Below are 21,945 nucleotides of genomic sequence, written 5' to 3'. Positions count from 1 at the left end.
CGCCATGGCGGCGCGCCGGTCAGTCGAAGGTTCGCCCCGGGCTCGGGGCGCGAGGCACCGGAACCCGGGGCTAGATGCCCGCGAGAAGCTGACCCGCTTGGTGGCGGAAACGGAAAAGGCAGCAGAAGCTCCGCATCAGGCCAAGATGGTGCCTGCGCCCATCTAAGTCAAATGCCGGATATTCAGGGCTGGGCTGGCTTGGCGACGGTGGGCTTGGGTGCCGCGACGCGGCGGACGCTGATGATCTTGATCGGAGCGGCGAGCATCTGGCCCTTCATCACCCCTTCGCCCAGCGTCGGGGAGCGCGGCGCGGCGAGGATCTTCTTCACCACGTCCATCCCCTCGACGACATGGCCGAAGGCGGCATAGCCGAGATTGTCGCCGGGGGCCGAGGGATTGGCGTCCATATAGGTCATGTCGCCGACCACGATGAAGAAGTCACCCGCCGCCGTGCCCGGCGCGTTGCGGCCCATCGATATGGTGCCGTCGACATGCTTGAGGCCGGTCTTGGTGGTCGGCTCGTGCGCGATGCCGGGAAGGACCTTCTTGGGATCGAACTTGATGCCGCCCTGGACCAGGCCCAGCTCGGGCGCGTTGGGCACCGCCACCGCGCGGTAGAAGGTCGTGTTGTCGAAGCGCTTGGTGTCGGCATAGCGCAGGAAGTTGTTGGTGGTGATCGGCGCGCGTTCCTTCTCCAGCTCCAGCAGGATCGGGCCCTCGCTGGTCAGGATGCTGACCTGCACCGTCGCCGGCCTGGGAGCGGCGGCGGCTGGCGGCGCGGCCGGCGCCGGTGTCATGGCGGGCTGAGCGGCTTCCTGCGCGAGGGCGGGAAGGGCGGAGAGGCACAGCAGGGCGCCGAGCGCGAGTCGATGGATCGTCATGGCGCGAGCTTAGCGCAGGAAGCGGCCGCGACAGAAGATGCAGGATGGCAGGAGGCTTGGACGCGCCGGCCGGAGCGCCTATATGGGCGGTACACGCGATGTGCGACGCGCTGTCAGATCGAGGACGAGACGATGGATTTCCACCCGACCGCAAAGCCCTTCCGCCTTGTCGTCCGGGATCATCCTCATGCCTGCCTCGATCACGCTTTCCCAATTGAGCTGGACCACGCCTGACGGCCGTCCGCTCCTCGACCATCTCGACATCGTCTTCGCTCCCGAGCGCTGCGGCCTGGTCGGCCGCAACGGCATCGGCAAGAGCACGCTGCTCCGCTTGATCGCGGGCGAGCTGGCGCCGCGCGCCGGGCGGATCGCGATCAACGGCACGATCGGCGTGATGCGCCAGATCGTCGACGTCGCCCCCGACGAGACCATCGCCGACCTGTTCGGCGTGCGCGACGCGCTCGCCCTGCTGGCGCGCGCCGAGGCGGGCACGGCGACCCTCGACGAGCTGGCCGAGGCCGACTGGACGCTCGGGGCGCGGACGCTCGCCGCGCTCGGCGCGGTCGGGCTCGACGCCGGGCCGGAGGCGCCGCTCGCGGCACTGTCGGGCGGGCAGCGCAGCCGCGCGGCGATCGCGGCGGCGGTGTTCGCCGAGCCCGATTTCCTGCTGCTCGACGAGCCGACCAACAATCTCGACCGTGCCGGCCGTGCCGCCGTCCACGATCTGCTTGCCGGCTGGCGCGGCGGCGCGATCGTCGTCAGCCACGATCGCGAGCTGCTCGACCATATGGACGCGATTGTCGAACTGAGCAGCCTCGGCGCGGCGCGCCACGGCGGCAACTGGACCGCCTATCGCGCGCGCAAGGCGATCGAGCTCGACGCGGCGCGGCACGATCTCGCCCAGGCCGAACGGCGCGCCGCCGAGACCGCGCGCACCGCGCAGGCCACGCGCGAGCGCCAGCAGCGGCGCGATGGCGCCGGCGCGCGCAAGGCGGCGCGCGGGGACATGCCGCGCATCGTCGCCGGCGGCCGCAAGCGGCAGGCGGAGGAGAGCGTCGGCGCGCAGGCGCGGCTGGCCGAACGGCAGCGGACCGAGACCGCCGAGGCGCTGTCCGCCGCCCGCGCGCGGATCGAGCGGCTCGAACCGATGCGGGTGACGCTCGCCTCGACCGGCCTGCCCGGCGACCGGATCGTCCTCCAGCTCCGCGGCGTCCGTGCCGGCCATGGACCCGGCCGGCTCGTGCTCGACGACGTCGACCTGGAGGTGCGCGGGCCCGAGCGGATCGCGCTGGGCGGCGCCAACGGTTCGGGCAAGAGCACGCTGCTCGCCGTCGTCACCGGCGCGCTCGCGCCGCTGTCGGGGGAGGTGCGCCGCGCGGCCGCCTGCGCCCTGCTCGACCAGCGGGTGAGCCTGCTCGATCCGGCGCTGTCGGTCGCCGCCAATTTCGCGCGGCTGCATCCGGGCGCCACCGACAATGGCTGCCGCGCCGCACTGGCGCGTTTCCGTTTCCGCGCCGAGGCGGCCGAGCAGATGGTGGAATCGCTGAGCGGCGGGCAGAAGCTGCGCGCCGGCCTGGCCTGCGTGCTGGGCGGCGAAACGCTGCCGCCGCTGCTGATCCTCGACGAGCCGACCAACCATCTCGACCTCGATTCGGTCGCCGCGATCGAGGCGGGGCTGACCGCCTACGACGGCGCCCTGCTGGTCGTCAGCCATGACGAGAGCTTCCTCGCCAATATCGGAATCGAGCGGCGGCTGGAGCTGTCGGACGGGCGGCTGGCGGAGGTGGGGTAGGACCGGTTCAGGCCAGCCGTTCGGGCACCACCGCCGCATCCTCGATCACCTTGTCGACCGGCGAGACCTGTTCCCAGGGGAAGACGAACCAGTCCTTGTTGGCGGTCCGGTCGATCGTGCGGAAGCGATAGTCGACCCGCTCGGCCGAGACGACATTGTCGATCAGCGTGGCGAAGCGGACATTGTCGAGCGTGCCGCCCGCGCCGCGCAGGGCCGCCTTGACATGGGTGATGGTGGTGCCGCTGTCGTTGATATCGTCGACGAACAGCAGCCGCTGTGTCGCGCTCATCGCCGCCAGCGTGACGAGCAGCCCGGCCGAGAAGTCGGGCAGGTGCGAGCTGTGATCGACCGACAGCATCGGGATGCTCGTCGCATGGCTCAGATACACCGCCGGGATCAGCCCGCCGCGGCCGATGCCGATGATGACGTCGGGTTGCCAGCCGCTTTCGCGGATGCGCGCCGCAACATAGTGGACGGCGGTCAGGAATTCGGGCTGGTCGACGGGGGTCAGGGTCGGCATGAACGGGTCCTTGGGTCAGGCGATGGCGGCGGCCGCGACATAGGCGTCGATGGTGTCGAGGTGCCGGGTCACCGCGACGTCGTCGAGGAAGGAGCCGAGGAAGCTGTTGCGCGCCAGCGTCGCGAAGTCGTGCGCGTCGAGCCGGCCGGCCGGGATCAGCGCGCGGTAATTGTCGTTCACATAGCCGCCGAAATAGGCGGGATCGTCCGAATTGACCGTCGCGCGCAGGCCGAGCCGCAGCATCCGCTCGATCGGATGCGCGTCGATATCCTCGACCACGCACAGCTTCAGGTTCGACAGCGGACAGACCGTCAGCGTCATCCCCGACCGCGCCAGCCGCGTGGTCAACGCCGCATCCTCCAGCGCACGATTGCCATGGTCGAGCCGGTCGATGTGGAGCAGGTCCAGCGCCTCGTGGACATAGGCGGGCGGCCCCTCCTCCCCGGCATGGGCGACGCGCAGCAGCCCCATCTCCCCGGCGCGGTCGAACACCCTGCGGAACTTGGACGGCGGATGGCCGACCTCCGACGAATCGAGCCCGACCGCGGCGATCCGGTCGAGCCAGGGCTCGGCGGCGGCGAGCGTCTCGAAGGCGGCGTCCTCGTCGAGATGGCGCAGGAAGCAGAGGATCAGCCGGCTGGTCACGCCCAGGTCGCGTTCGGCCTCTAGCATCCCCGCGAGCAGGCCGTCGGCGACAACCTGGAAGGGGATGCCGCGGTCGGTATGGGTCTGCGGGTCGAAGAATATCTCGGCATGGACGACGCTGTCGGCGGCGGCGCGGCGGAAATAGGCCAGGGCGAGGTCGTGGAAATCCTCCTCGGTGCGCAGCACGTCGGCGCCCTGGTAATAGATGTCGAGGAAGTCCTGCAGCCGGCTGAAAGAATAGGCGCCGCGCAGCTCCTCGACCGAGGCGAAGGGGATGGCGATGCGATTGCGCCGTGCCAGCTCGAACATCTGCTCGGGCTCCAGGCTGCCCTCGATGTGGAGGTGGAGCTCGGCCTTGGGCAGGCCCGATACGAAATGTGCGAGATCGGTCATGGCCCCCCATCCTTCCGCGCCGATCCTAACAGCGGATCGATGCGTGGCAATGGGGCGATGCGGCGCGCCTCAGGCCTCGACCGGGACGGCGGCGGTGCGGGCGTAGCGGGCGGCGACCAGCGCGCAGACGAACAGCTGGAGCTGGTGGAAGATCATCAGCGGCAGGATGATCACGCCGACCTGCGCCGGGGCGAAGATCGCGCCCGCCATCGGCACGCCGGACACCAGGCTCTTCTTCGACCCGCAGAACAGCAGGACGATCTCGTCGCCGCGCGGCAGGTGGAGGCGGCGCGCGACGAACAGGTTGACCGCCATGACGACAGCCAGCAGCACCGCGCTGAGGCCGAGGATCATCAGCAGGTCCGCTGCCTCGGTCCGCTGCCAGATGCCGTTGACCACGGCGGCCGAGAAGGCGGTGTAGACCACCAGCAGGATCGACGATCGGTCGACCGGCATGAGCAGCTTCCTGTGCCGGTCGAGGAAGCCGCCGATCCACGGGCGCAACAGGTGGCCCGCGACGAAGGGCAGCAGCAGCTGGAGCATGATCGCCTCGATCGCGTCGAGCGAGACGCCCGGTGCGCTGCCTTGCACCTCGATCAGCAATCCGACCATCAGCGGGGTCAGGACGATGCCGGTGATGTTGGACAGCGATGCGCTGCACACCGCGGCGGGGACGTTGCCGCCCGCCATCGCGGTGAAGGCGATCGACGACTGCACCGTAGAGGGGAGCAGCGACAGATAGAGCATGCCCGACAATATCTCGGGCGTGGTCAGCCCGCGCGCGCCCCACGCCAGCACCCAGCCGAGCAGCGGGAAGAGCAGGAAGGAGGCGGCGAGGACGAGCAGGTGGAGACGCCAGTTGCCGATCCCGGCAAGCACCGCCTGCCGCGACAGCTTGGCGCCGTGGAGGAAGAACAGCAGCACGATCGCCGCGTCGGTCAGCCCTTCGAACAGGCCGACGGCCACGCCCCGCGCGGGCAGCAGCGACGCCACCACGATCGTCAGGGTGAGAAGCACGAGGAAGGGGTCGAGCCCCTTCAGGAGGCGGACGATCAGGCGCATGGCCGGGGAATGTCGGCGCGCGGGGCCGCCGTCAAGCCGCGCGCGATTGTATCAGGCAGGCTGCTGCTCTACTGCCACGATCCATGATCGAGCCCCGCACCTACACGCTCGCCGTCCGGCGCCTGCAGCTCAACATCGTCGAATGGGGCGATCCGGAGGCGCCGCCGCTGATCCTCCAGCATGGCGGGCGCGATCATGCCCGGAACTGGGACTGGGTCGCGAATGCCTTCGCCGCAACCCATCGCGTCATCGCGCCCGACATGCGCGGCCATGGCGACAGCGAATGGTCGAGCGACGGCGATTATGAGATGCTCGACTATCTCGACGATTTCGCCGGCATCGTCGCCGCTCTCGATCTGCCGCCCTGCCCGATGATCGGCCATTCGCTCGGCGCCAACATCGTCACCCGCTTCGTCGGCCTCTATCCCGACCGCGCCACCCGGCTGGTCAACATCGAGGGGCTGGGCGATTCCCCCGAGGCGGCTGCCCGCCGCGCCGCGGCCGACCCGATCGAGGCGCTTCGCAAGTGGATAACGCGCCGTGCCGATGTCACCGCGCGGACGCCGCGTGACTTTCCCGACCGCGCGGCACTGGCGTCCCGGCTGCGCGAGGCCGATCACCGGCTCGATGAAGCGACGCTCGACCATCTCGCGACCCATGCCGCGCGCGCCAATGCCGATGGGTCGGTGCGGCCAAAGCATGATCCGGCGCTGGGCCCGACCTCTCCGATCGACATAAGCCAGGCGACCAAGGAGCGGCTCTGGGCAGCAATCGCCTGCCCGGTGCTGCTGGTCTATGGCGCGGAGAGCTGGGCGTCGAACCCCGCCGTCGACGGACGCGCCGGCCATTTCCGCGATGTCCGGGTCGAGCTGCTCGAAGGTGCCGGCCATTGGGTCCATCATGACCGGCGGGATGCATTCATCGCGCTGGTCAGGGCTTTCCTGGCCTGATCCCTTCCTGATCCTCCCCGTCGAGCGCGAGCAGCGCGAAGCTCGCCAGCCAGTGCTCGCCCATATAATGATCGGCCAGATGCGGCAGCGCGGCGGTGAGGTGGCGTTCGGCGGCGTCGCGCGCGACCGGGCCGACCGGATGATCGGCAGGCAGGCCGGCGGCGATCGCGCGCCAGCTCCAGGCGCGGCTGAGGTTGAGCCCGTCGAGATGGGCGATCTTGCCGTCGGTGCGGTCGGAGACGAAGGCCGGGGTCAGCAGCGTCGCCGGCACCTCGGGCAGGAAGGCGTCGAACCAGCGGTGGAAATCGGCTGGGGCGAGCACGGCGCGCATCAGATGCGCCTCGGTGAGCGCGGGCGAGAGGAACTCGTCGCCGCCCGGTTCCCACGCCTGGCAGCCGCGGTCGGCGCCGAACCATCCGACGGCGCGCGCGGCGACCAGAGCGGCGAGATCGGGATCGTGGCTGGTCGCCCAGCGATGCGCGTGGAGCAGGGCGAAGCTGCTGTTCGGATGCGCGCCGACGCGGATCGGATAGGTCAGTCGGGGCAGGTAGGCCTTGAACCGCTCGGCGAAGGCGCGGGCGAGCGGATCGAGTGCCTGCCACCAGTGCCGGTCCGCATGGCGGCCGAGTTCGTCATGGAGCGCGAGCAGCCAGGCCCAGCCATAGGGCCGCTCGAACCCGGCCGAGGCGGGCCGGTCGAGATAGGCCAGCTCGCCCGCGACCTTGTCGGGCACCAGCATCGCATCGGCACGGGCGCGGATCTCGGCGGCCTGCGGCAGATCGGGGAAGCGGCGCAGCAGCCGCATCACCTGCCACCAGCCATGGACGCAGCTGTGCCAGTCAAAGCTGCCGTGGAAGATCGGGTGGAGCGCCGAGGGTGGCAGCACATCTTCAGGCCCCGCCATCACATGGTCGAGCTTGAACGGCCATTCCAGGCCGAGATGGCCGAGTGTGAGTGCGGCGAAGCGCGCGGCGAGGTCGGGGGTGAGGGTGGTGGTGTGCATCGTCTTCCCGCCCGTCACCGGAACGCCAGCCAGTAGAGCAGCCCGATGTTCACCGCCAGCAGCGGCAGCGCGGTGGGAATCTGCGCGCGGATCACGCCGTGGCGGTCCTTGAGGTCGAGCAGCGCGGCGGGGACGAGGTTGAAGTTGGCGGCCATCGGCGTCATCAGCGTGCCGCAGAAGCCAGCGAGCATCCCGATCGCCGCGACGATCGCCGGGTCGCCGCCGGCGCCGTGGATCAGCACCGGGATGCCGACCGCCGCGATCATCACGGGGAAGGCGGCAAAGGCGTTGCCCATGACGATGGTGAACAGCGCCATGCCGAGCGCATAGGCGAGCACCGCGCCGAACAGGCTGCCCTCCGGGATCAGCCGCCCCATCAGCCCGCCGACCACGTCGCCGACCCCGGCGAGCGCGAAGACCGCGCCGAGGCTGGCGAGCATCTGTGGCAGCGCTGCCGCCCAGCCGACCCCGTCCATCAGCCGCCGGCCCTCGTCGAACGGCGTCATCGCGCGCGGCCGCAGCCAGGCATAGCCGATCGCCAGCGCGATCGTGACGCCCAGCGTCAGCGCGACCAGCGTCGCCTGCTTGGGATCGACCAGCGCCGGCATCTGCTTGAAGGCCAGCGTGCCGGCGAGCGCGGTCGCCGGGATCGCCAGCGCCGGCAGGAACAGCCGGTTGCGCCGCGCCGCCGCCTCGGCTGCGCGCTCGACGGGCGAGGTGGTGGCGGCGTTGCCGCGCCCCATCAGCCCGAAGCCGGCGATCGCGACGAGGCCCAGCACCAGCACGCCGTTGCCGAGATCGCCGAGCCGGTCCCCGGCGAGCAGGCTGAGCGCGATCAGCGCGTAGAACAGCGCATTGCCGATCCGCTTGCGATGGCTGCGATCGCGCAGCGCCGATCCGGCGAAGGCCAGGAAGATCAGCCCCGCGAAGGGATAGACGAGGTCCAGGCCGATCATGGACGCCGCTTCCGCCGGTCGAACAGCATCAGCCGGACGCCGTGGATGACGAAGGCGGCGATCGCGGTCGGGATAGCCCAGACCGACAGGTGGAACGGCTCGATGACGATGCCATAGCCTTCCAGCACGCCCTTCATCAGCAGGATCGACCCGATCGCGATGAAGATGTCCTCGCCGAAGAACAGGCCGACATTGTCGGTCGCGGCGGCCATCGCGGCGGCCTCCTCGTCGCGCTCCTCGTCGCCGCTCTGCTGCTGGGCGGCGGCCTCGGCCATCGGTGCGACCAGCGGGCGGACCGTCTGGGCATGCCCGGCGACCGAAACGAGGCCGAGCGCGGCGGTGACCTGGCGGAACAGCAGATAGCCGAGCAGCAGCCGGCCGACGGTGAAGCCGCGCAACCCCGCGATCAGCGTCCGGGCGCGCTCCTGCAGGCCGTGGCGTTCGAGCAGGCCGATCACCGGCAGCACCATGTAGATCACGGTCACATAGCGGCTGTCGTTGAACGCCTTGCCGAAGGCGGCGAGCAGGTCGAGCGGTCCGATCCCCGCCGCGAGTCCCGTCGCCAGAGCCGAGACCAGCACGACGAGCAACGGGTTGAAGCGCAGCACGAAGCCCGCGACGATGATCAGGATGCCGGAGAGGACGAGCATCAGTCCGTCCCCCCGATAATGTCGTCATGCCAGCCCCTCGACTGCCTGCAAGGCAGGCGCTCGGGATGAACTTCAGCCAAAGGCTGAAGGCTGGCATCCATGTCTGTTGTCTTCTCAGATGTCCTCTGGCCGATGAGAGACATGGACCCCAGCCTGCGCTGGGGTGACGGCCGGAGGAAGGGATTCAGATCGCGAGGGATAGGCTCACCTCGTCGCCGGCGGCGATCCCCTCGCGTTTCCGGACCGACGCCTTGAGCGGCAGGATATAGCCGCCGCTGTCGCGGTGCGGGAAGATCGAGGTGCGCCAGCAGGTCGTGCCGATCCGCACCTCGACCGGGATCGACCCGAAACCGCCGGTGCGGCCGAGCGCGGCATAGCGGATCTCGGCCGAGGTCTGCCCGTCGATGGTCAGGAAGTGCCACGCCATCGGCCGTTCCTTCCCGGCCGATCGCCACAGCCAGACGGTGGCGGTCAGCGTGAAGGTCTCGTCTCCGGTCATGGCGGGAAGAGTGCCGCCGGGCGCGGCGGGAATCAATCCTGCGACGCGGGCGATGGACTTGGCCCGGCCCTGCGGCTAGACGCGCCGCCATGACCGGGGCGGATCTCGATCGGGGACAAAGGGGCGGCAGGATCGCGTTGATCCTCGTCGCGCTGGCGCTGTTCATGCGCCTGCTGGTCCCCGCCGGCTGGATGCCCGCCGCCGATCGCGGCCTGGCGATCACGCTCTGCACCGGCGCCGGCGCGCAGCAGGCCTGGATCGACGAGCAGGGCAATATCCACAAGGGCAAGCCCGGCGAAGGCCAGGCCGACCACCCTTGCGTGTTCGGTGGCTTCGCGGCGGTGCTCGACCTGCCGTCGGGCCTCGACACGCTTGCGGCGCCGCTGCCGGCCGCGGCCGCGCTGCCCGCGCTCGCCGTCACCGCGGTCGCGATCGGCCGCGGCCTCGCCGCTCCGCCACCGCCCGCGACAGGACCACCCGCCCGCCTCTGATCCGGAGCTGACCGACCGCCTCCGCGCGGCCGGTGATCTGTCCATGGGCGGCCCGTGATCGGGCGCGCCCGATCGAGGCCATTTTCCATGAATCGCACCTTCCATTTCGCTTGCGGCGCCTCGGCGCTCGCGCTGCTCTGCCTGTCCGCCGCCGCCTTCGCCGAGGAGGCCGAGGCCGATCGCGCGATGATCGTCGTCAATGCCCAGACCGTCGCCGACGACGCCCGCGCGGCGGTCGAGAGGCGGCCGGGCGGCATCGACGTCGTCGAGGCATCGGCCTTCGCCGACAAGGTCGCCGTCAGCCTGCGTGACGCGCTCGCCTTCTCGCCCGGCGTCTACACCCAGCCGCGCTTCGGGCAGGAGGTCCGCCTGTCGATCCGCGGATCGGGGCTCAGCCGCGGCTTCCACATGCGCGGGCTGACGCTGTTGCAGGACGGCATCCCGATCAACCTCGCCGACGACAATGGCGACTTCCAGGAGCTCGACCCGCAGGTGTTCGAGCGGATCGAGGTCTATCGCGGCGCCAACGCGCTGCGCTTCGGCGGATCGACGCTGGGCGGCGCGATCAACGCGGTCACGCCGACCGGCCGGACCGCCCCGCGCTTCGAGCTGCGCGTCGACGGCGGCAGCTATGGGACGCTGCGGACCAAGGCGGCGGCGGCGTTCGCCGATGCGCGCGGCGACGCCTATGTCGCGCTGACCACCGATCGCTCGGACGGCGACCGTGACCATGCGAAGCGCGACGCGATCCGCTTCAACGGCAATGTCGGCCTGCGCCTGACCGACGCGATCGAGACGCGCTTCTATGCGACGATCAGCCATATCGACCAGGACCTGCCGGGCTCGCTGACCCTGGCGCAGGCGCTGTCGACGCCGAAGCTGTCGCTGCCCGCCAACATCGCGATGGACCAGGAGCGCGACGTCGATTCGGTCCGCCTCCAGAACCGCACCACGGTCGATCTCGGCAACGGGCGGCTGAGCTTCGGCGGCTTCTTCAACGCCAAGAAGCTGTTCCACCCGATCTTCCAGGTGATCGACCAGAAGAGCAACGACCGCGGCGTCTTCGCCAGCCTCGACCTTGCCGGCGAGCTGGGCGGCCTGCCGTGGGAGGCGACGTTCGGCACCCAGGCGCGGTTCGGCACGGTCGCGGCGAAGCAGTTCGTCAACGTCGCGGGACGGCGCGGCGCGCCGACCGCCGACCAGCGCCAGACCGCGCGGACGATCAACAGCTATGGCGAGCTGCGGCTCCGGCCGATCGAGCCGCTGACCCTGATCGCCGGCGGCATCTACACCAGCGGCGAGCGGCGGATCGTCAACCGGCTCGCCCCGGCGCGCAGCGGCGAGGCCGATTTCGACGCCTTCGCGCCCAAGCTCGGCCTGCTCTACGCGCCGTCGGCGGCGGTGCAGGTCTTCGCCAATGTCAGCCGCTCGGTCGAGCTGCCCGGCTTCAACGAGCTGAGCCAGACGCCGAACACCGGCCTGCCGGGCTTCAGCCCGGTCGGGGCGCAGAGGGCCTGGACGGTCGAGATCGGCACGCGCGGCCGCCACGGCATCGCGGCGTGGGACATCAGCCTCTATCGTGCCGACCTGAAGGGCGAGATGCTGCAATATGCGGTGAGCCCGGTCATCCCGGCGGCGACCTTCAACGCGGGGCGCACCCGTCATCAGGGGATCGAGGCGGGGCTCGATCTCCAGCTCGGCGCCCTGATCCGGCTGCGGCAGGTCTACCAGTATAACGACTTCCGCTTCCGCGACGACGCCGTCTACGGCGACAACCGGCTGCCGGTGATCCCCCGGCATCAGTATCGCGCCGAACTGCGGTTGGGCTTCGAGGGGCTCAACCTCACCCCCAATGTCGAATGGGTGCCCCAGGGCGCCTGGGCCGACTATCGCAACACGCTCCGCGCGCCGGGCTATGCGACGGTCGGCCTGGGGGCGGAGGCGCGGCTCGCGCCCGGCATCACCCTGTTTCTCGACGCGCGCAACCTGACCGGCAAGAAGGCGGTCGGCGATATCAGCGCGCTGGTCGCCTATGCGCCCGACAACCGCGCGACCCCGGCCGACGAGGGCAGCGTCGCCTTCTACCCGATCGAGCGCCGCGCCTTCTACGGCGGGCTGCGCATGACCTTCTGACAATCCCGGCGCGGGGCAGCCGTCGCGCCGCTCCGCGTCGCTTCGTGGAGAATCCCGATGATCAAGACGATGACGATCGCGTTGGCGATCGCCGCCATCGCCGCGCCGGCCGTTGCCGCGCCGGTACGGATCGAAACCCCCTGGCTGCGCGAGACGCCGCCCGCCGCCAGGACCGGCGCGGGCTATGCGCTGATCCGCAATGCCGGCACAAGCGAGGACCGGCTGCTCGACGCCCGTTCGGCGGTCGCCGAGCGCGTCGAGGTGCACAGCATGACGATGGACGGCGGCATCATGCGGATGCGGCCGGTGACCGGCGGGCTCGCCATCCCCGCCGGCGGCGCGGTGGCGCTGCGGTCGGGCGGCTATCACCTGATGCTGACCGACCTGAAGCGCCCGCTGCGGCGCGGCGATGTGGTCGAGATCCGGCTGCGCTTCGCCCGTGCGGGCGAGCTGCCCGTCCGCTTCCGGGTCGAGCCGATCGACTTCCGGCCGGAGGGAGGGCGGCATGGCCAGTGAACCCCGGGGGCCCCTGTTCCCGCTGCGCGTCCTGTTGTGGGCGGCGGTCGCGGCGGTGCTGCTCGGCTATGCCGGGCTGACGCTCTGGCCGCGCCTGCGCCCGCCGGCCGATCCGCACGCCGGCTATGCCGCCGCCTTCGGCGGGCCGTTCAGCCTGACCGACCAGAGCGGCCGGACCATGACCGAGGCGAGCCTGCGCGGCCGGCCCTTCGCCATCTTCTTCGGCTTCACCCGCTGCGCGGAGGTCTGTCCCACCACCCTTCAGACCATGGCGCGGCTCAAGCGGGCGCTGGGCCCGGCCGGCGAGCGGCTCGACCTCGTCTTCGTGTCGCTCGATCACGGGCGCGACCGGCCGGCCGACATCGGCCATTACCTGACCCTGTTCGATACGCCGATCATCGGCCTGACCGGATCGGCGGCGGAGATCGACCGCATCGTCCGCGCCTATCACGTCTATTACAAGAAGGTACCGGTCGACGGCGGCGACTATGTCATCGACCATACCGCCACCGTCTTCCTGATGGACGCGGAGGGGCGCTTCTTCGGGACGCTGGCGCATGACGAGGGCGACGCGCCCCGGCTGGCCAAGCTGCGGAGGCTGGTCGGGGCGGCATGACGCGGAAATGCCACATCATGTTCACTCCCGCGTAAGCGGAAGCGCACAAATCTTTCGCGCGCCATTGTTAGCGAGCCGGCTTCTCACCAAGGGGAGCAAGCCCATGACTGACGTGGTTCGTGACGGCTATTCGGACGGTGTCGTCGACTGCAATCCGACCGACAACCCGACGCTCGAAAGCATCGCCGCCGAGCGCTATTCGCGCCGCCAGACGCTGTTCGGCGGTATTTCGGCGATCGCCGCCGCCAGCTTCGGCGGGCTGCTGCTGACCGCCTGCGGCAGCGACAATGACGCGCCGGTCGTCAATGCCGGCGCCAACGGCCAGTCGAGCTCGGGCAAGCTGGTGACGCTGGCCGGCACCGCCACCGACAAGGATGCGCTGACCGTCTCCTGGACCCAGGTCTCGGGTCCCACCGTGACGCTGAGCAACGCCAACACCAACAGCGCGACCTTCATTGCGCCGGCGGTGTCGGCGGTGACTCCGCTGGTGTTCGAGTTCAAGGCGACCGACGACCGCAGCAAGTCCACCACCGCGCAGACCACCGTCACCGTCTCGCCGGCGGTGCTTGGCTTCACCAGCGTCGCCAAGAGCCTCGACGATGTCGTCAAGGTGCCCGAGGGCTATTCGGTCTCGGTGCTCTATCGCCTCGGTGACCCGCTCAATGCGGCGACCTCGGCCTATGCCAACAACGGCACCGACACCGGCTTCTCGGCGCGCGGCGGCGACCATCATGACGGCATGCATTATTTCGGGCTCGCCGCGACCGGCTCGGCGCGCGACGATGCCAGCAACACGCGTGGCCTCCTGGTGATGAACCATGAGAACATCACCCAGGTCTATCTGCACGCCAACGGCCCGACCTCGACCGGTGGCGTCCGCCCAGAGGGCGAGGCGCTCAAGGAGATGGAGGCGCATGGCGTCGCCGTGGTCGAGGTCGCCCGTGCCGGCTCGGGCGCCTGGAGCTATGTCCAGGGCAGTGCGCTCAACCGCCGCATCACCCCGCTGACGCCGGCTGTGTTCAGCGGCCCGGTGCGCGGCAACGCGCTGCTCCGCACCCGCTTCTCACCCGCCGGGACCGACGGCCGCGGCACGATCAACAATTGCGCCAACGGCTTCACCGCCTGGGGCAGCTACCTGACCTGCGAGGAGAATTGGGCGGGCTATTTCCGCCGTGCGACGGGCGACGATACCGCGCGCGGCGGCGCCGCCGCCAGGTCGGTGGTGGCGCTCAAGCGCTACGGCATCCCGGAGGGCGCCGGCGGCAGCTATGGCTGGGCTTCGGTCATCCCGTCCGATGCGACAAGCACCATCTATGCGCGCTGGAACGCGAGTGCGACCGGCGCGGCCGCCGACGGCACCGCCGATTTCCGCAACGAGCCGAACCAGTTCGGCTGGGTGGTCGAGATCGATCCCTACGACCCGACCAAGCCGCCCCGCAAGCGCACCGCGCTCGGCCGCTTCGGCCATGAAGGCTGCTGGCCGTCGGCGTTCGTCGCGGGCCGCAGGCCGGCCTTCTACATGGGCGACGATTCGCGCGGCGAATATCTCTACAAGTTCGTTTCGGCCCAGCCCTGGGCGGCGGCGGACGCCAGCGCGAGCGACCGGCTCGCGATCGGCGACAAATATTTTGACGCCGGCACGCTCTACGTCGCGAAGTTCAACGCCGACGGCACCGGCACCTGGATGCCGCTGGTCTTCGGCACCGGCCCGCTGACCGCCGCCAACGCCACCTACGCCTTCGCCGACCAGGCCGACGTGCTGACCAATGTCCGCCTCGCCGCCGACGCGCTGGGCGCGACCAAGATGGATCGGCCGGAATGGACGACGATCAACCCGGTGACCGGCGAGATGTACCTGACGCTCACCAACAACAACGCGTCGGTCCGGCCGCTCGACGGTACCGACGCCGCCAACCCGCGCCACTACAACGACCCGAAGGGTGCGGCGAACACCGCGCAGCGCGGCAATCCGAACGGTCATATCGTGCGCCTGCGCGAGACCGGCGACACGTCGGAGGCGACCGGCTTTAGCTGGGACATCTACCTGTTTGGCGCCGACTCGGCCGATTCCGATCCGGCCAACGTCAACCTGTCCGGCCTCGATGCCAGCAACGACTTCTCCAGTCCGGACGGCCTGTGGTTCGGCCGGCCCAGCAACGAATCGGGCCAGGTCAGCCCGCTGCTGTGGATCCAGACCGACGACGGCGCCTTCACCGACCGGACCAACAACCAGATGCTGGTCGCGCTTCCGGGCAAGGTCGGCGACGGCGGTGCGAGGACGATCACCAACAAGGGGGCCGATGGCGCCACGCGCACCCAGGCGACGATCGTCGGCAAGACGGCGACCGGCGCGACGCTCAAGCGCTTCCTGGTCGGCCCCAAGGGCTGCGAGATCACCGGGATCGATTCGACGCCCGACGGCCGCACCCTGTTCGTCAACATCCAGCATCCCGGCGAGGACGGCGGCCTGACCGCGCTGCAGAGCAGCTGGCCGGCGACCCAGGGCGGCACCAGCTCGACCGCGCGCCCGCGCTCGGCGACGATCGTAATCACCAAGAATGACGGTGGCGTCGTCGGTCTCTGACCCCATCGCTAGCGACGGAACGAGAAAGGGGGGGGCGCAGGCGGCCGCGTCCCCCCTTTCGCCTCTTGACCGGGTCGCGGATTTGACAGCCCGGACCGGGGCGGGCAGGTTCGGCCATCCCTTCCACAGCCAAGGAGCAGACGCCTGTCGCCCGGCGACAGCGATATTTTCCCTGATGACCGACCTTGCCTCGATCCCGACCGGCCTGTCCCTTCTTCCCGAAGGCGCGCCCTGGCTCGAAACGGTGATTGGCCTGTGCGTGCTCGCCGCCGTCGCCTTCCTCGCCCATCTTCTCGTCCGGAAGATCATCCTGCGGCTGGCGCTGCGCCTGCTACCCGACGACGGCGGCGCGCTGGCGGGAATCGCCGGGCGGCTCTCCGCGATCGTCCCGGCGATCATCGTCGCGCGCGGCATCGGCGCCGTCCCGCATCTGCCCGACGCGGCGGCGACCGTCGCGCGCAACGTGGTCAGCGCCTTCGTCATCCTGACGGTGATGCTGGCGGTCAACGGCGCGCTCGACCTTGCCAACCAGCTCTACCAGCGCCGTCCCGACGCCGCGAGCCGCCCGATCAAGGGCTATGTCCAGGTGGTCAGGATATTGCTGTTCGCGGGCGCCGCGATCCTGATCGTCGCCGCGTTGATGGAACAGTCGCCATTGCTGCTCCTGTCGGGTCTCGGCGCGATGGCCGCGGTGCTGATGCTCGTGTTCAAGGACACCATCCTGTCGCTGGTCGCATCGGTCCAGCTCACCTCCAACGACATGTTGCGGGTCGGCGACTGGATCGAGATGCCGCAGCTCAATGCCGACGGCGACGTCATCGACATCGCGCTGCACACGGTGAAGGTGCAGAACTGGGACAAGACGATCACCACCATCCCCACCCATCGCCTGATCGCGGAAAGCTACAAGAATTGGCGGGGCATGCGGGATGCTGGCGGGCGCCGCATCAAGCGGTCGTTGTCGATCGACCAGACCAGCATCCGTTTCCTGACCGGCGAGGAGCAGCAGGCGATGCGCCGCTTCGCGCTGATCGACGATTATCTCGACCGCAAGCGTGCCGAGCTGGACCGGTGGAACGAGCAGCTGGCGGCAGCGGGGCGCGATCCGGTGAACGGCCGCCGCGCGACCAACATCGGCACCTTTCGCGCCTATGTCGTCGCCTATCTGCGCAGCCATGCCCGCGTGTCGCAGGACATGACGATGCTGGTCCGCCAGCTCCAGCCCGGGCCGCAGGGCCTGCCGCTCGAGATCTACTGCTTCACGGCGACCACCGCCTGGGCGGACTATGAGAGCATCCAGGCCGACATCTTCGACCATCTGCTCGCCATCCTGCCCGAGTTCGGCCTGCGCCTGTTCCAGGAGCCGAGCGGACAGGACGTCCGCAGGCTGCTGGCGGCATAGACCTCGCCGGGCCGGCCTCGGCCTGATCGTCCGTGGCGGAAAGGGAAGGCGCCCGTGGACGGCGGCGTCCCTTTTCCTGTTTAGGTGCTTCCGCCCCCAATCCCGCGCGAGCGACGCCTAAACCGTCCGCGGCGGCTGCTTTATGCTCGACGGGTCGGGCCGGCCAATGAAGCGACAAAGATCGCGACGCCCGCCAGGCAAGGTGCCAACGTCCCAAAGTTCCAGATCATGGAGAGCGAACATGTCCGATCAAGCGGCACTGCACCGGGAGGTGCCGATCGAGTCACCGCAATTCTATCTGGACGATCCCTGGCCCACCTTCGCTTGGATGCAGCGCGAGGCTCCCTTTTATCATTATGCGCCGCTCGACACCTTCGTCATCACGCGGCACCGCGACATACGGACGATATCGTCGCGCGCCGACATCTTCAGCAATGCCCGTGGCATCTTCCTCAACGAGATCAAATATCGCGACGCGGCCGGCGGCACCAATTTCTCGGAGGGATTCTGGCCCGAGGGCGGTGAGCAGATCGGCAATACCGATCCGCCGCGCCACCAGGAGCTTCGCCGCGTCAGCCAGGGAGCCTTCACGATTCCGGCGATCCAGTCGCTGCAGGAAAGGCTGACGGCGCATGTGGGGCACGGGCTCGATGCGCTGGGGGAGCGCGGCGACGTCGATTTCTGGGAATTCGCCGCAGGCGTTCCGGTCGAAGCCGCCTGCCACCTCATCGGTCTGTCCGCGACGGACCGGGCGCGCGTGCAATTCTGGAGCGACGAGCTCGAGAAGCTGGGCGCGGACATCTCGTTCGAGGAACTGCAGGCGGCGGTCGCGGAGTTCGACAGCCTGAAGGACTATATCACCGAGAATGTCGAGCGCCGCAAAGCCGAGCGCGCCGCCGGCGACACGCAGGGTCTCGACCTGATCTCGGTCCTGCTCGATGCCGAGCTCGACGGGCAGAAGGGCGTGAAGCTGCCCAACGTCATCACCTTCGCGATGACGGCGATCGCGGCGGGGGCCGACACGACGCGCGCGCTGTTGCTCGGCCTGCCCTATTATCTCGCCCAAAATCCCGACCAGTGGCGCCTGCTCAAGGAGGACCGCTCGCTGGTGAAGAACGCGATCGAGGAGACGCTGCGGCTGGTGACGCCGGCGCGGGCCTTCCTGCGCTACGTCGCCGCCGATACCGAGGTGGACGGACAGGCGATGAAGGAGGGCCAGCACGTCTACCTCATGTACATGGCGGCGAATCGCGATCCCGACGTGTTCCCGGACCCGCACGGATTCGACGTGCGGCGCGCCACCGCCTCGCGCCAGCTCGCCTTCGGTGCGGGTCCGCATCTCTGCCTTGGCCAGCGCCTGGCGCGGATGGAAGGTGCGCTGGTGCTGGAGGCGATGCTCGATCGCTTCGAGCGGATCGAGCTGACCGGCGAACCGGTTCCGGTCGTCCACATCATCCGCAACAGCTGGGAAACGATGCCGGTGCGCCTGGTGCGGTGAGACGCTGCGGGGCGGTCGAGCCGGGGCACGGGCCCGGCGCGTCGAGGATGTCCGTCGTTCAGTATCGGCATGACGACCATTCAAATGACTTGGCGCCGGTCGCGATATAGCCTGGCCCTCCACGATGGTTCGGGAGGGATGTTCGCATGGATGAGCAATCGTTGATCGCCGCCGAGCACCGGCGGCGGCGGCTTTCGGTCGAGGGCGACGCCGCCGGGCTGGAAGCGATGATGGCGGACGGCTTCTACTATGCGCATCTCAACGGGCTGACCGACGACCGCGAGTCCTATCTGGCGCGGATCAGGGCCGGCGAGGTCCATTATACGACGATGACGGCCCACGACCTCGACGCGCATCTGATCGGCTCCGCCGGCTGGATCCGGGGTGTCTCCCGCGTCGGCTATCGCCGGCCGGACACTGGCGAGGAAGGCTTGGCCGAGACACTGTTCCTCTCGGTCTGGGCGCACGAGGACGGAGGGTGGCGGATCGCCGCCTATGCCTCGACGCAGCTTCCGGCGCAGGGCTAGCCCGTCGGCCGCTTCACTGGGTGAAGGTGATGTTTCGTGGGGAATGGGAAAATGGTGGAGCCGAGGGGGATCGAACCCCTGACCTTCGCAATGCCATTGCGACGCTCTCCCAGCTGAGCTACGGCCCCGTGCCATTTTCGGTCGCTCGCCGGTTGGGCCCGGCGGCGGAGCGCGCCCTTTAGGTCAGGTTGCGGGGCCCTGCAAGAGCCCTTTTGCATGACGGACGGCTTTTTCGGTGAAAGGGCGCCGGAATGCCGCATCGCTGGGCATTCCGGCGGGCCCGATCAGTTCTCGTCGTCGTCGTCGGCCGTGTTCAGGCCGATATCGTCGTCGCCGCCCAGGTCGACGTCGTCGTCCGGATTCTCCTCGGCGTCCTCGTCAATGTCCAGATCGTCGTCGGACAGGTCGGAATCGACCGCCTTCGGCTCGGGGCCTTCCTTCTTGGGCGCGTCGAACGGCAGCGGCTGCTTCGACTTCAGGATGGGATCGGGCTCCCACGCCGTGCCGCATTCGATGCAGGTGACGGGATCGTCCTTTTCCAGGTCATAGAAGCGGGTGCCGCACTTCGGGCAGGTCCGCTTGGTGCCCCATTCCGGTTTCACCACGGTCGACAAACTCCAGATCGAAAATGAAGATGAATTCCCGGCCTCCCGAGTCAGCGGAAAGCCTAAACGCCGGGCGCCTTGCCATAGCGGAGCGCCGCTGTCAAAAGCCGCGCCCTATGCATGCACCCTCGCCCCGACCCGCCAGCTTCTCGGCTCCCGGCCCGCTTCGCGGCAGCATTGCCGTGCCGGGCGACAAGTCGATCTCGCACAGGGCGCTGATGTTTTCGGCGCTGGCGATCGGCGAGAGCCGGGTCGAAGGGCTGCTGACCGGCGAGGACGTCCTCGCCACCGCCGCCGCCCTGCGTGCCATGGGCGCGCAGATCGAGCGCGGCGAGGACGATGTCTGGCGCATCCACGGCGTCGGCGTCGGCGGGCTGCTCCAGCCCGAGGGCGCGCTCGACATGGGCAATTCAGGGACGTCGACGCGGCTGCTGATGGGCCTCGTCGCCAGCCATGCGATCACCGCCACCTTCACCGGCGACGCCTCGTTGTCGAAGCGGCCGATGAACCGGGTGATCGAGCCGCTGTCGCTGATGGGCGCCGACGTGACCGCTACCCCGGGCGCCCGGGGCGGCACGCTGCCGCTGATGCTGCGCGGGATCAGTCCGGCGGTGCCGATCGACTATCGGCTCCCGGTCGCCTCGGCGCAGGTCAAGTCGGCGGTGCTGCTCGCCGGGCTCAACACCCCCGGCATCACCCGCGTGATCGAACCGGTAGCGACCCGTGACCATAGCGAACGGATGCTCAGGGGCTTCGGCGCCGAACTCGACGTCGAGCAGGGCGCCGACGGTGCCCGGATCATATCGATTCGCGGCGAGGCCGAGCTGCGGCCGCAGCATATCGTCGTGCCGGGCGATCCCTCCTCGGCGGCTTTCCCCGCGGTCGCGGCGCTGCTCGTGCCCGGGTCCGAGGTGACGATCGCCAATGTCGGCCTCAACCCCACCCGCGCGGCGCTGTTCGACGTGCTGCGGATGATGGGCGGCGACATCCAGTTCGCCAATCCGCGCGAGGTCGGCGGCGAGCCGGTCGCCGACATCGTCGTGCGCCATTCGGCCCTGAAGGGCATCGAGACCCCGGTCGACACGGTCGCCTCGATGGTCGACGAATATCCGATCCTGTTCGTCGCGGCGGCGCTGGCCGAGGGGCGCACCGTCGCGCGCGGGCTGGAGGAGCTCCGCGTCAAGGAATCGGACCGGATCGCGGTGATGGCCGAGGGGCTGCGCGCGATCGGCGCCCGCGTCGAGGAGCTCGAGGACGGGCTGATCATCGACGGCACCGGCGGCGATCCGCTGCCCGGCGGCGCGACGATCGCAGCGCGGCTCGATCATCGCATCGCGATGAGCTTTGCGGTCGCGGGACTGGTGTCCAGGGCGGCGGTGACGATCGACGACATGGGCCCGGTCGCGACCAGCTTCCCGGGCTTCACCCGATTGATGGGCGAACTGGGGGCGGTAGCGGCATGATCATCGCGGTCGACGGGCCGGCGGCATCGGGCAAGGGCACGATCGCCAGGGCGCTCGCGCGCCACTACGGGTTGCCGCATCTCGACACCGGGCTGCTTTATCGCGCGGTCGGCGTGTCGGTGGAGCGTGCGGGCGGCGATCCCGCCGATCCGGCCGATGCGCTCGCCGGCTGCGACTTCGATCCCGCGCTGCTCGGCGATCCGGCGCTCAAGACCGAATCGGCGGGACGGGCGGCTTCGCTCGTCTCGGTCCATCCGCCGGTGCGCGCGGCGCTGCTCGACCGGCAGCGCGCCTTCGCCGGCCAGCCGGGTGGCGCCGTGCTCGACGGGCGCGACATCGGCACGGTGATCGCGCCGCAGGCCGACGCCAAGCTGTTCGTCACCGCCAGCAGCCGGGTGCGTGCCGAGCGCCGCTTCCACGAACTGGAGCGGATGGGCGCGGACGTGCCGTTCGAAGCGGTGATGGCCGACATCATCGCCCGCGACCAACGCGATGCCGGACGGTCCACCGCACCGCTGCGGCAGGCCGACGATGCCGACTTGCTCGATACCAGCGATCTCGGTATAGACGCGGCCGTCCAACGGGCGATTTCGCTCGTGGAGGCCCGGACGGCAGACCGCTAGAAGGCGATCGCCAGCAGGCGCGACAGGGGGTCGGCAACAGCCGATCCTTTGCCGTGCCTTTTATGCTTTCGGGGCTTCGCGATCGGAATCGTGCGGCGGATGCCGCGGAGGCATGGGGCTTCCGGGGCGGTTCTGG

Annotated in this window: 21 protein-coding genes and 1 tRNA gene; 12 read left to right on the top strand and 10 right to left on the bottom strand. The window is 69.6% G+C overall.

The window, feature by feature from the left end:
• Positions 1–182: 182 nt before the first annotated feature.
• Positions 183–881 carry a peptidylprolyl isomerase gene (locus B5X82_RS19100; protein WP_079649765.1) on the bottom strand — a complete coding sequence of 233 codons (699 nt, stop codon included), beginning with the start codon at positions 879–881 and terminating at the stop codon, positions 183–185.
• 187 nt (positions 882–1,068) lie between these two features.
• Here B5X82_RS19100 and B5X82_RS19095 point away from each other — a divergent pair, with 187 nt between their 5' ends.
• The gene (locus tag B5X82_RS19095) at positions 1,069–2,673 is read left to right on the top strand and encodes an ABC-F family ATP-binding cassette domain-containing protein (RefSeq protein ID WP_079649764.1); all 1,605 of its coding nucleotides are present in this window, start codon (positions 1,069–1,071) and stop codon (positions 2,671–2,673) included.
• A gap of 7 nt (positions 2,674–2,680) precedes the next feature.
• Here the strand turns inward: B5X82_RS19095 and B5X82_RS19090 are convergent, their stop codons facing one another.
• From B5X82_RS19090 to B5X82_RS19080, 3 genes are all read right to left on the bottom strand, one after another.
• A complete protein-coding gene (locus B5X82_RS19090; protein WP_079649763.1) occupies positions 2,681–3,193 on the bottom strand; it encodes a phosphoribosyltransferase domain-containing protein in 513 nt (170 codons plus the stop codon).
• A gap of 15 nt (positions 3,194–3,208) precedes the next feature.
• Positions 3,209–4,231, bottom strand: a complete 1,023-nt coding sequence (locus B5X82_RS19085) for an adenosine deaminase (RefSeq protein WP_079649762.1) — start codon at positions 4,229–4,231, stop codon at positions 3,209–3,211.
• 69 nt (positions 4,232–4,300) lie between these two features.
• Positions 4,301–5,293, bottom strand: a complete 993-nt coding sequence (locus B5X82_RS19080; protein ID WP_079649761.1) for a bile acid:sodium symporter family protein — start codon at positions 5,291–5,293, stop codon at positions 4,301–4,303.
• 83 nt (positions 5,294–5,376) lie between these two features.
• On the opposite strand from B5X82_RS19080, the gene B5X82_RS19075 reads away from it, so the two are divergent.
• Entirely contained in the window at positions 5,377–6,243 is an 867-nt protein-coding gene (locus B5X82_RS19075; RefSeq protein WP_125726342.1) for an alpha/beta fold hydrolase, read from the top strand.
• Here B5X82_RS19075 and B5X82_RS19070 read toward each other — a convergent pair.
• The 4 genes from B5X82_RS19070 to B5X82_RS19055 form a co-directional block, all read right to left on the bottom strand.
• Positions 6,224–7,246, bottom strand: a complete 1,023-nt coding sequence (locus B5X82_RS19070) for a DUF2891 domain-containing protein (RefSeq protein WP_079649759.1) — start codon at positions 7,244–7,246, stop codon at positions 6,224–6,226. The genes B5X82_RS19075 and B5X82_RS19070 overlap by 20 nt on opposite strands.
• Before the next feature lie 14 nt (positions 7,247–7,260).
• Positions 7,261–8,202 carry a DUF979 domain-containing protein gene (locus tag B5X82_RS19065; RefSeq protein ID WP_079649758.1) on the bottom strand — a complete coding sequence of 314 codons (942 nt, stop codon included), beginning with the start codon at positions 8,200–8,202 and terminating at the stop codon, positions 7,261–7,263.
• Positions 8,199–8,852, bottom strand: coding sequence for a DUF969 domain-containing protein (locus B5X82_RS19060; RefSeq protein WP_079649757.1), 654 nt, complete (start codon positions 8,850–8,852; stop codon positions 8,199–8,201). The genes B5X82_RS19065 and B5X82_RS19060 overlap by 4 nt, the downstream gene beginning before the upstream one ends.
• Positions 8,853–9,036: 184 nt before the next feature.
• On the bottom strand, positions 9,037–9,351 hold the full coding sequence (locus B5X82_RS19055; RefSeq protein WP_079649756.1) for a DUF1905 domain-containing protein: 315 nt from the start codon (positions 9,349–9,351) through the stop codon (positions 9,037–9,039).
• Positions 9,352–9,440: 89 nt separating this feature from the next.
• Between B5X82_RS19055 and B5X82_RS19050 the strand changes: the two genes are divergently transcribed.
• The 8 genes from B5X82_RS19050 (at position 9,441) to B5X82_RS19015 (ending at position 19,118) form a co-directional block, all read left to right on the top strand.
• Positions 9,441–9,842, top strand: a complete 402-nt coding sequence (locus B5X82_RS19050; protein WP_079649755.1) for a hypothetical protein — start codon at positions 9,441–9,443, stop codon at positions 9,840–9,842.
• An 87-nt stretch (positions 9,843–9,929) separates the two neighbouring features.
• Positions 9,930–11,975 (top strand): TonB-dependent receptor family protein, encoded by a 2,046-nt coding sequence (locus tag B5X82_RS19045; protein ID WP_079649754.1) that lies wholly within the window; start codon positions 9,930–9,932, stop codon positions 11,973–11,975.
• Positions 11,976–12,032: 57 nt separating this feature from the next.
• A complete protein-coding gene (locus B5X82_RS19040) occupies positions 12,033–12,491 on the top strand; it encodes a copper chaperone PCu(A)C (RefSeq protein ID WP_079649753.1) in 459 nt (152 codons plus the stop codon).
• Positions 12,481–13,107, top strand: a complete 627-nt coding sequence (locus B5X82_RS19035) for an SCO family protein (protein ID WP_079649752.1) — start codon at positions 12,481–12,483, stop codon at positions 13,105–13,107. The genes B5X82_RS19040 and B5X82_RS19035 overlap by 11 nt, the downstream gene beginning before the upstream one ends.
• A 103-nt stretch (positions 13,108–13,210) precedes the next feature.
• Positions 13,211–15,691 (top strand): PhoX family protein, encoded by a 2,481-nt coding sequence (locus B5X82_RS19030; RefSeq protein WP_079649751.1) that lies wholly within the window; start codon positions 13,211–13,213, stop codon positions 15,689–15,691.
• A 175-nt stretch (positions 15,692–15,866) separates the two neighbouring features.
• Entirely contained in the window at positions 15,867–17,093 is a 1,227-nt protein-coding gene (locus B5X82_RS19025; protein WP_079649750.1) for a mechanosensitive ion channel family protein, read from the top strand.
• A 241-nt stretch (positions 17,094–17,334) separates the two neighbouring features.
• Positions 17,335–18,591 carry a cytochrome P450 gene (locus B5X82_RS19020; RefSeq protein WP_176152623.1) on the top strand — a complete coding sequence of 419 codons (1,257 nt, stop codon included), beginning with the start codon at positions 17,335–17,337 and terminating at the stop codon, positions 18,589–18,591.
• 146 nt (positions 18,592–18,737) lie between these two features.
• On the top strand, positions 18,738–19,118 hold the full coding sequence (locus B5X82_RS19015) for a nuclear transport factor 2 family protein (protein ID WP_079649748.1): 381 nt from the start codon (positions 18,738–18,740) through the stop codon (positions 19,116–19,118).
• 52 nt (positions 19,119–19,170) lie between these two features.
• On the opposite strand, the gene B5X82_RS19010 is transcribed toward B5X82_RS19015, so the two are convergent.
• Positions 19,171–19,246 (bottom strand) — tRNA-Ala (locus B5X82_RS19010).
• Positions 19,247–19,402: 156 nt separating this feature from the next.
• The gene (locus tag B5X82_RS19005; RefSeq protein ID WP_079649814.1) at positions 19,403–19,723 is read right to left on the bottom strand and encodes a TIGR02300 family protein; all 321 of its coding nucleotides are present in this window, start codon (positions 19,721–19,723) and stop codon (positions 19,403–19,405) included.
• Positions 19,724–19,839: 116 nt separating this feature from the next.
• On the opposite strand from B5X82_RS19005, the gene aroA reads away from it, so the two are divergent.
• Together aroA and B5X82_RS18995 are read left to right on the top strand one after the other, a co-directional pair.
• Positions 19,840–21,186: a 3-phosphoshikimate 1-carboxyvinyltransferase gene (gene aroA / locus B5X82_RS19000; protein WP_079649747.1), complete on the top strand. Its 1,347-nt coding sequence runs from the start codon at positions 19,840–19,842 to the stop codon at positions 21,184–21,186.
• The gene (locus B5X82_RS18995; RefSeq protein ID WP_079649746.1) at positions 21,183–21,809 is read left to right on the top strand and encodes a (d)CMP kinase; all 627 of its coding nucleotides are present in this window, start codon (positions 21,183–21,185) and stop codon (positions 21,807–21,809) included. Before aroA ends, B5X82_RS18995 begins: the two co-directional genes overlap by 4 nt.
• Positions 21,810–21,945: the final 136 nt, after the last annotated feature.

Source organism: Rhizorhabdus histidinilytica (assembly GCF_900167915.1).
In the GTDB taxonomy this organism is placed as follows: Bacteria; Pseudomonadota; Alphaproteobacteria; order Sphingomonadales; family Sphingomonadaceae; genus Rhizorhabdus; species Rhizorhabdus histidinilytica.
Note: the sequence above shows the minus strand (reverse complement) of the source record. Positions and strands in the feature narration are given on the sequence as shown.

Coding starts and splice junctions, on each gene's coding strand:
- B5X82_RS18995 (WP_079649746.1), top strand. CDS start 21,183: ATGATCATCGCGGTCGACGGGCCGGCGGCATCGGGCAAGGGCACGATC.
- B5X82_RS19080 (WP_079649761.1), bottom strand. CDS start 5,293: ATGCGCCTGATCGTCCGCCTCCTGAAGGGGCTCGACCCCTTCCTCGTG.
- B5X82_RS19035 (WP_079649752.1), top strand. CDS start 12,481: ATGGCCAGTGAACCCCGGGGGCCCCTGTTCCCGCTGCGCGTCCTGTTG.
- B5X82_RS19085 (WP_079649762.1), bottom strand. CDS start 4,231: ATGACCGATCTCGCACATTTCGTATCGGGCCTGCCCAAGGCCGAGCTC.
- B5X82_RS19050 (WP_079649755.1), top strand. CDS start 9,441: ATGACCGGGGCGGATCTCGATCGGGGACAAAGGGGCGGCAGGATCGCG.
- B5X82_RS19070 (WP_079649759.1), bottom strand. CDS start 7,246: ATGCACACCACCACCCTCACCCCCGACCTCGCCGCGCGCTTCGCCGCA.
- B5X82_RS19030 (WP_079649751.1), top strand. CDS start 13,211: ATGACTGACGTGGTTCGTGACGGCTATTCGGACGGTGTCGTCGACTGC.
- B5X82_RS19045 (WP_079649754.1), top strand. CDS start 9,930: ATGAATCGCACCTTCCATTTCGCTTGCGGCGCCTCGGCGCTCGCGCTG.
- B5X82_RS19015 (WP_079649748.1), top strand. CDS start 18,738: ATGGATGAGCAATCGTTGATCGCCGCCGAGCACCGGCGGCGGCGGCTT.
- B5X82_RS19090 (WP_079649763.1), bottom strand. CDS start 3,193: ATGCCGACCCTGACCCCCGTCGACCAGCCCGAATTCCTGACCGCCGTC.
- B5X82_RS19095 (WP_079649764.1), top strand. CDS start 1,069: ATGCCTGCCTCGATCACGCTTTCCCAATTGAGCTGGACCACGCCTGAC.
- B5X82_RS19060 (WP_079649757.1), bottom strand. CDS start 8,852: ATGCTCGTCCTCTCCGGCATCCTGATCATCGTCGCGGGCTTCGTGCTG.
- B5X82_RS19025 (WP_079649750.1), top strand. CDS start 15,867: ATGACCGACCTTGCCTCGATCCCGACCGGCCTGTCCCTTCTTCCCGAA.
- B5X82_RS19020 (WP_176152623.1), top strand. CDS start 17,335: ATGTCCGATCAAGCGGCACTGCACCGGGAGGTGCCGATCGAGTCACCG.
- B5X82_RS19040 (WP_079649753.1), top strand. CDS start 12,033: ATGATCAAGACGATGACGATCGCGTTGGCGATCGCCGCCATCGCCGCG.
- B5X82_RS19065 (WP_079649758.1), bottom strand. CDS start 8,202: ATGATCGGCCTGGACCTCGTCTATCCCTTCGCGGGGCTGATCTTCCTG.
- B5X82_RS19055 (WP_079649756.1), bottom strand. CDS start 9,351: ATGACCGGAGACGAGACCTTCACGCTGACCGCCACCGTCTGGCTGTGG.
- B5X82_RS19075 (WP_125726342.1), top strand. CDS start 5,377: ATGATCGAGCCCCGCACCTACACGCTCGCCGTCCGGCGCCTGCAGCTC.
- aroA (WP_079649747.1), top strand. CDS start 19,840: ATGCATGCACCCTCGCCCCGACCCGCCAGCTTCTCGGCTCCCGGCCCG.
- B5X82_RS19100 (WP_079649765.1), bottom strand. CDS start 881: ATGACGATCCATCGACTCGCGCTCGGCGCCCTGCTGTGCCTCTCCGCC.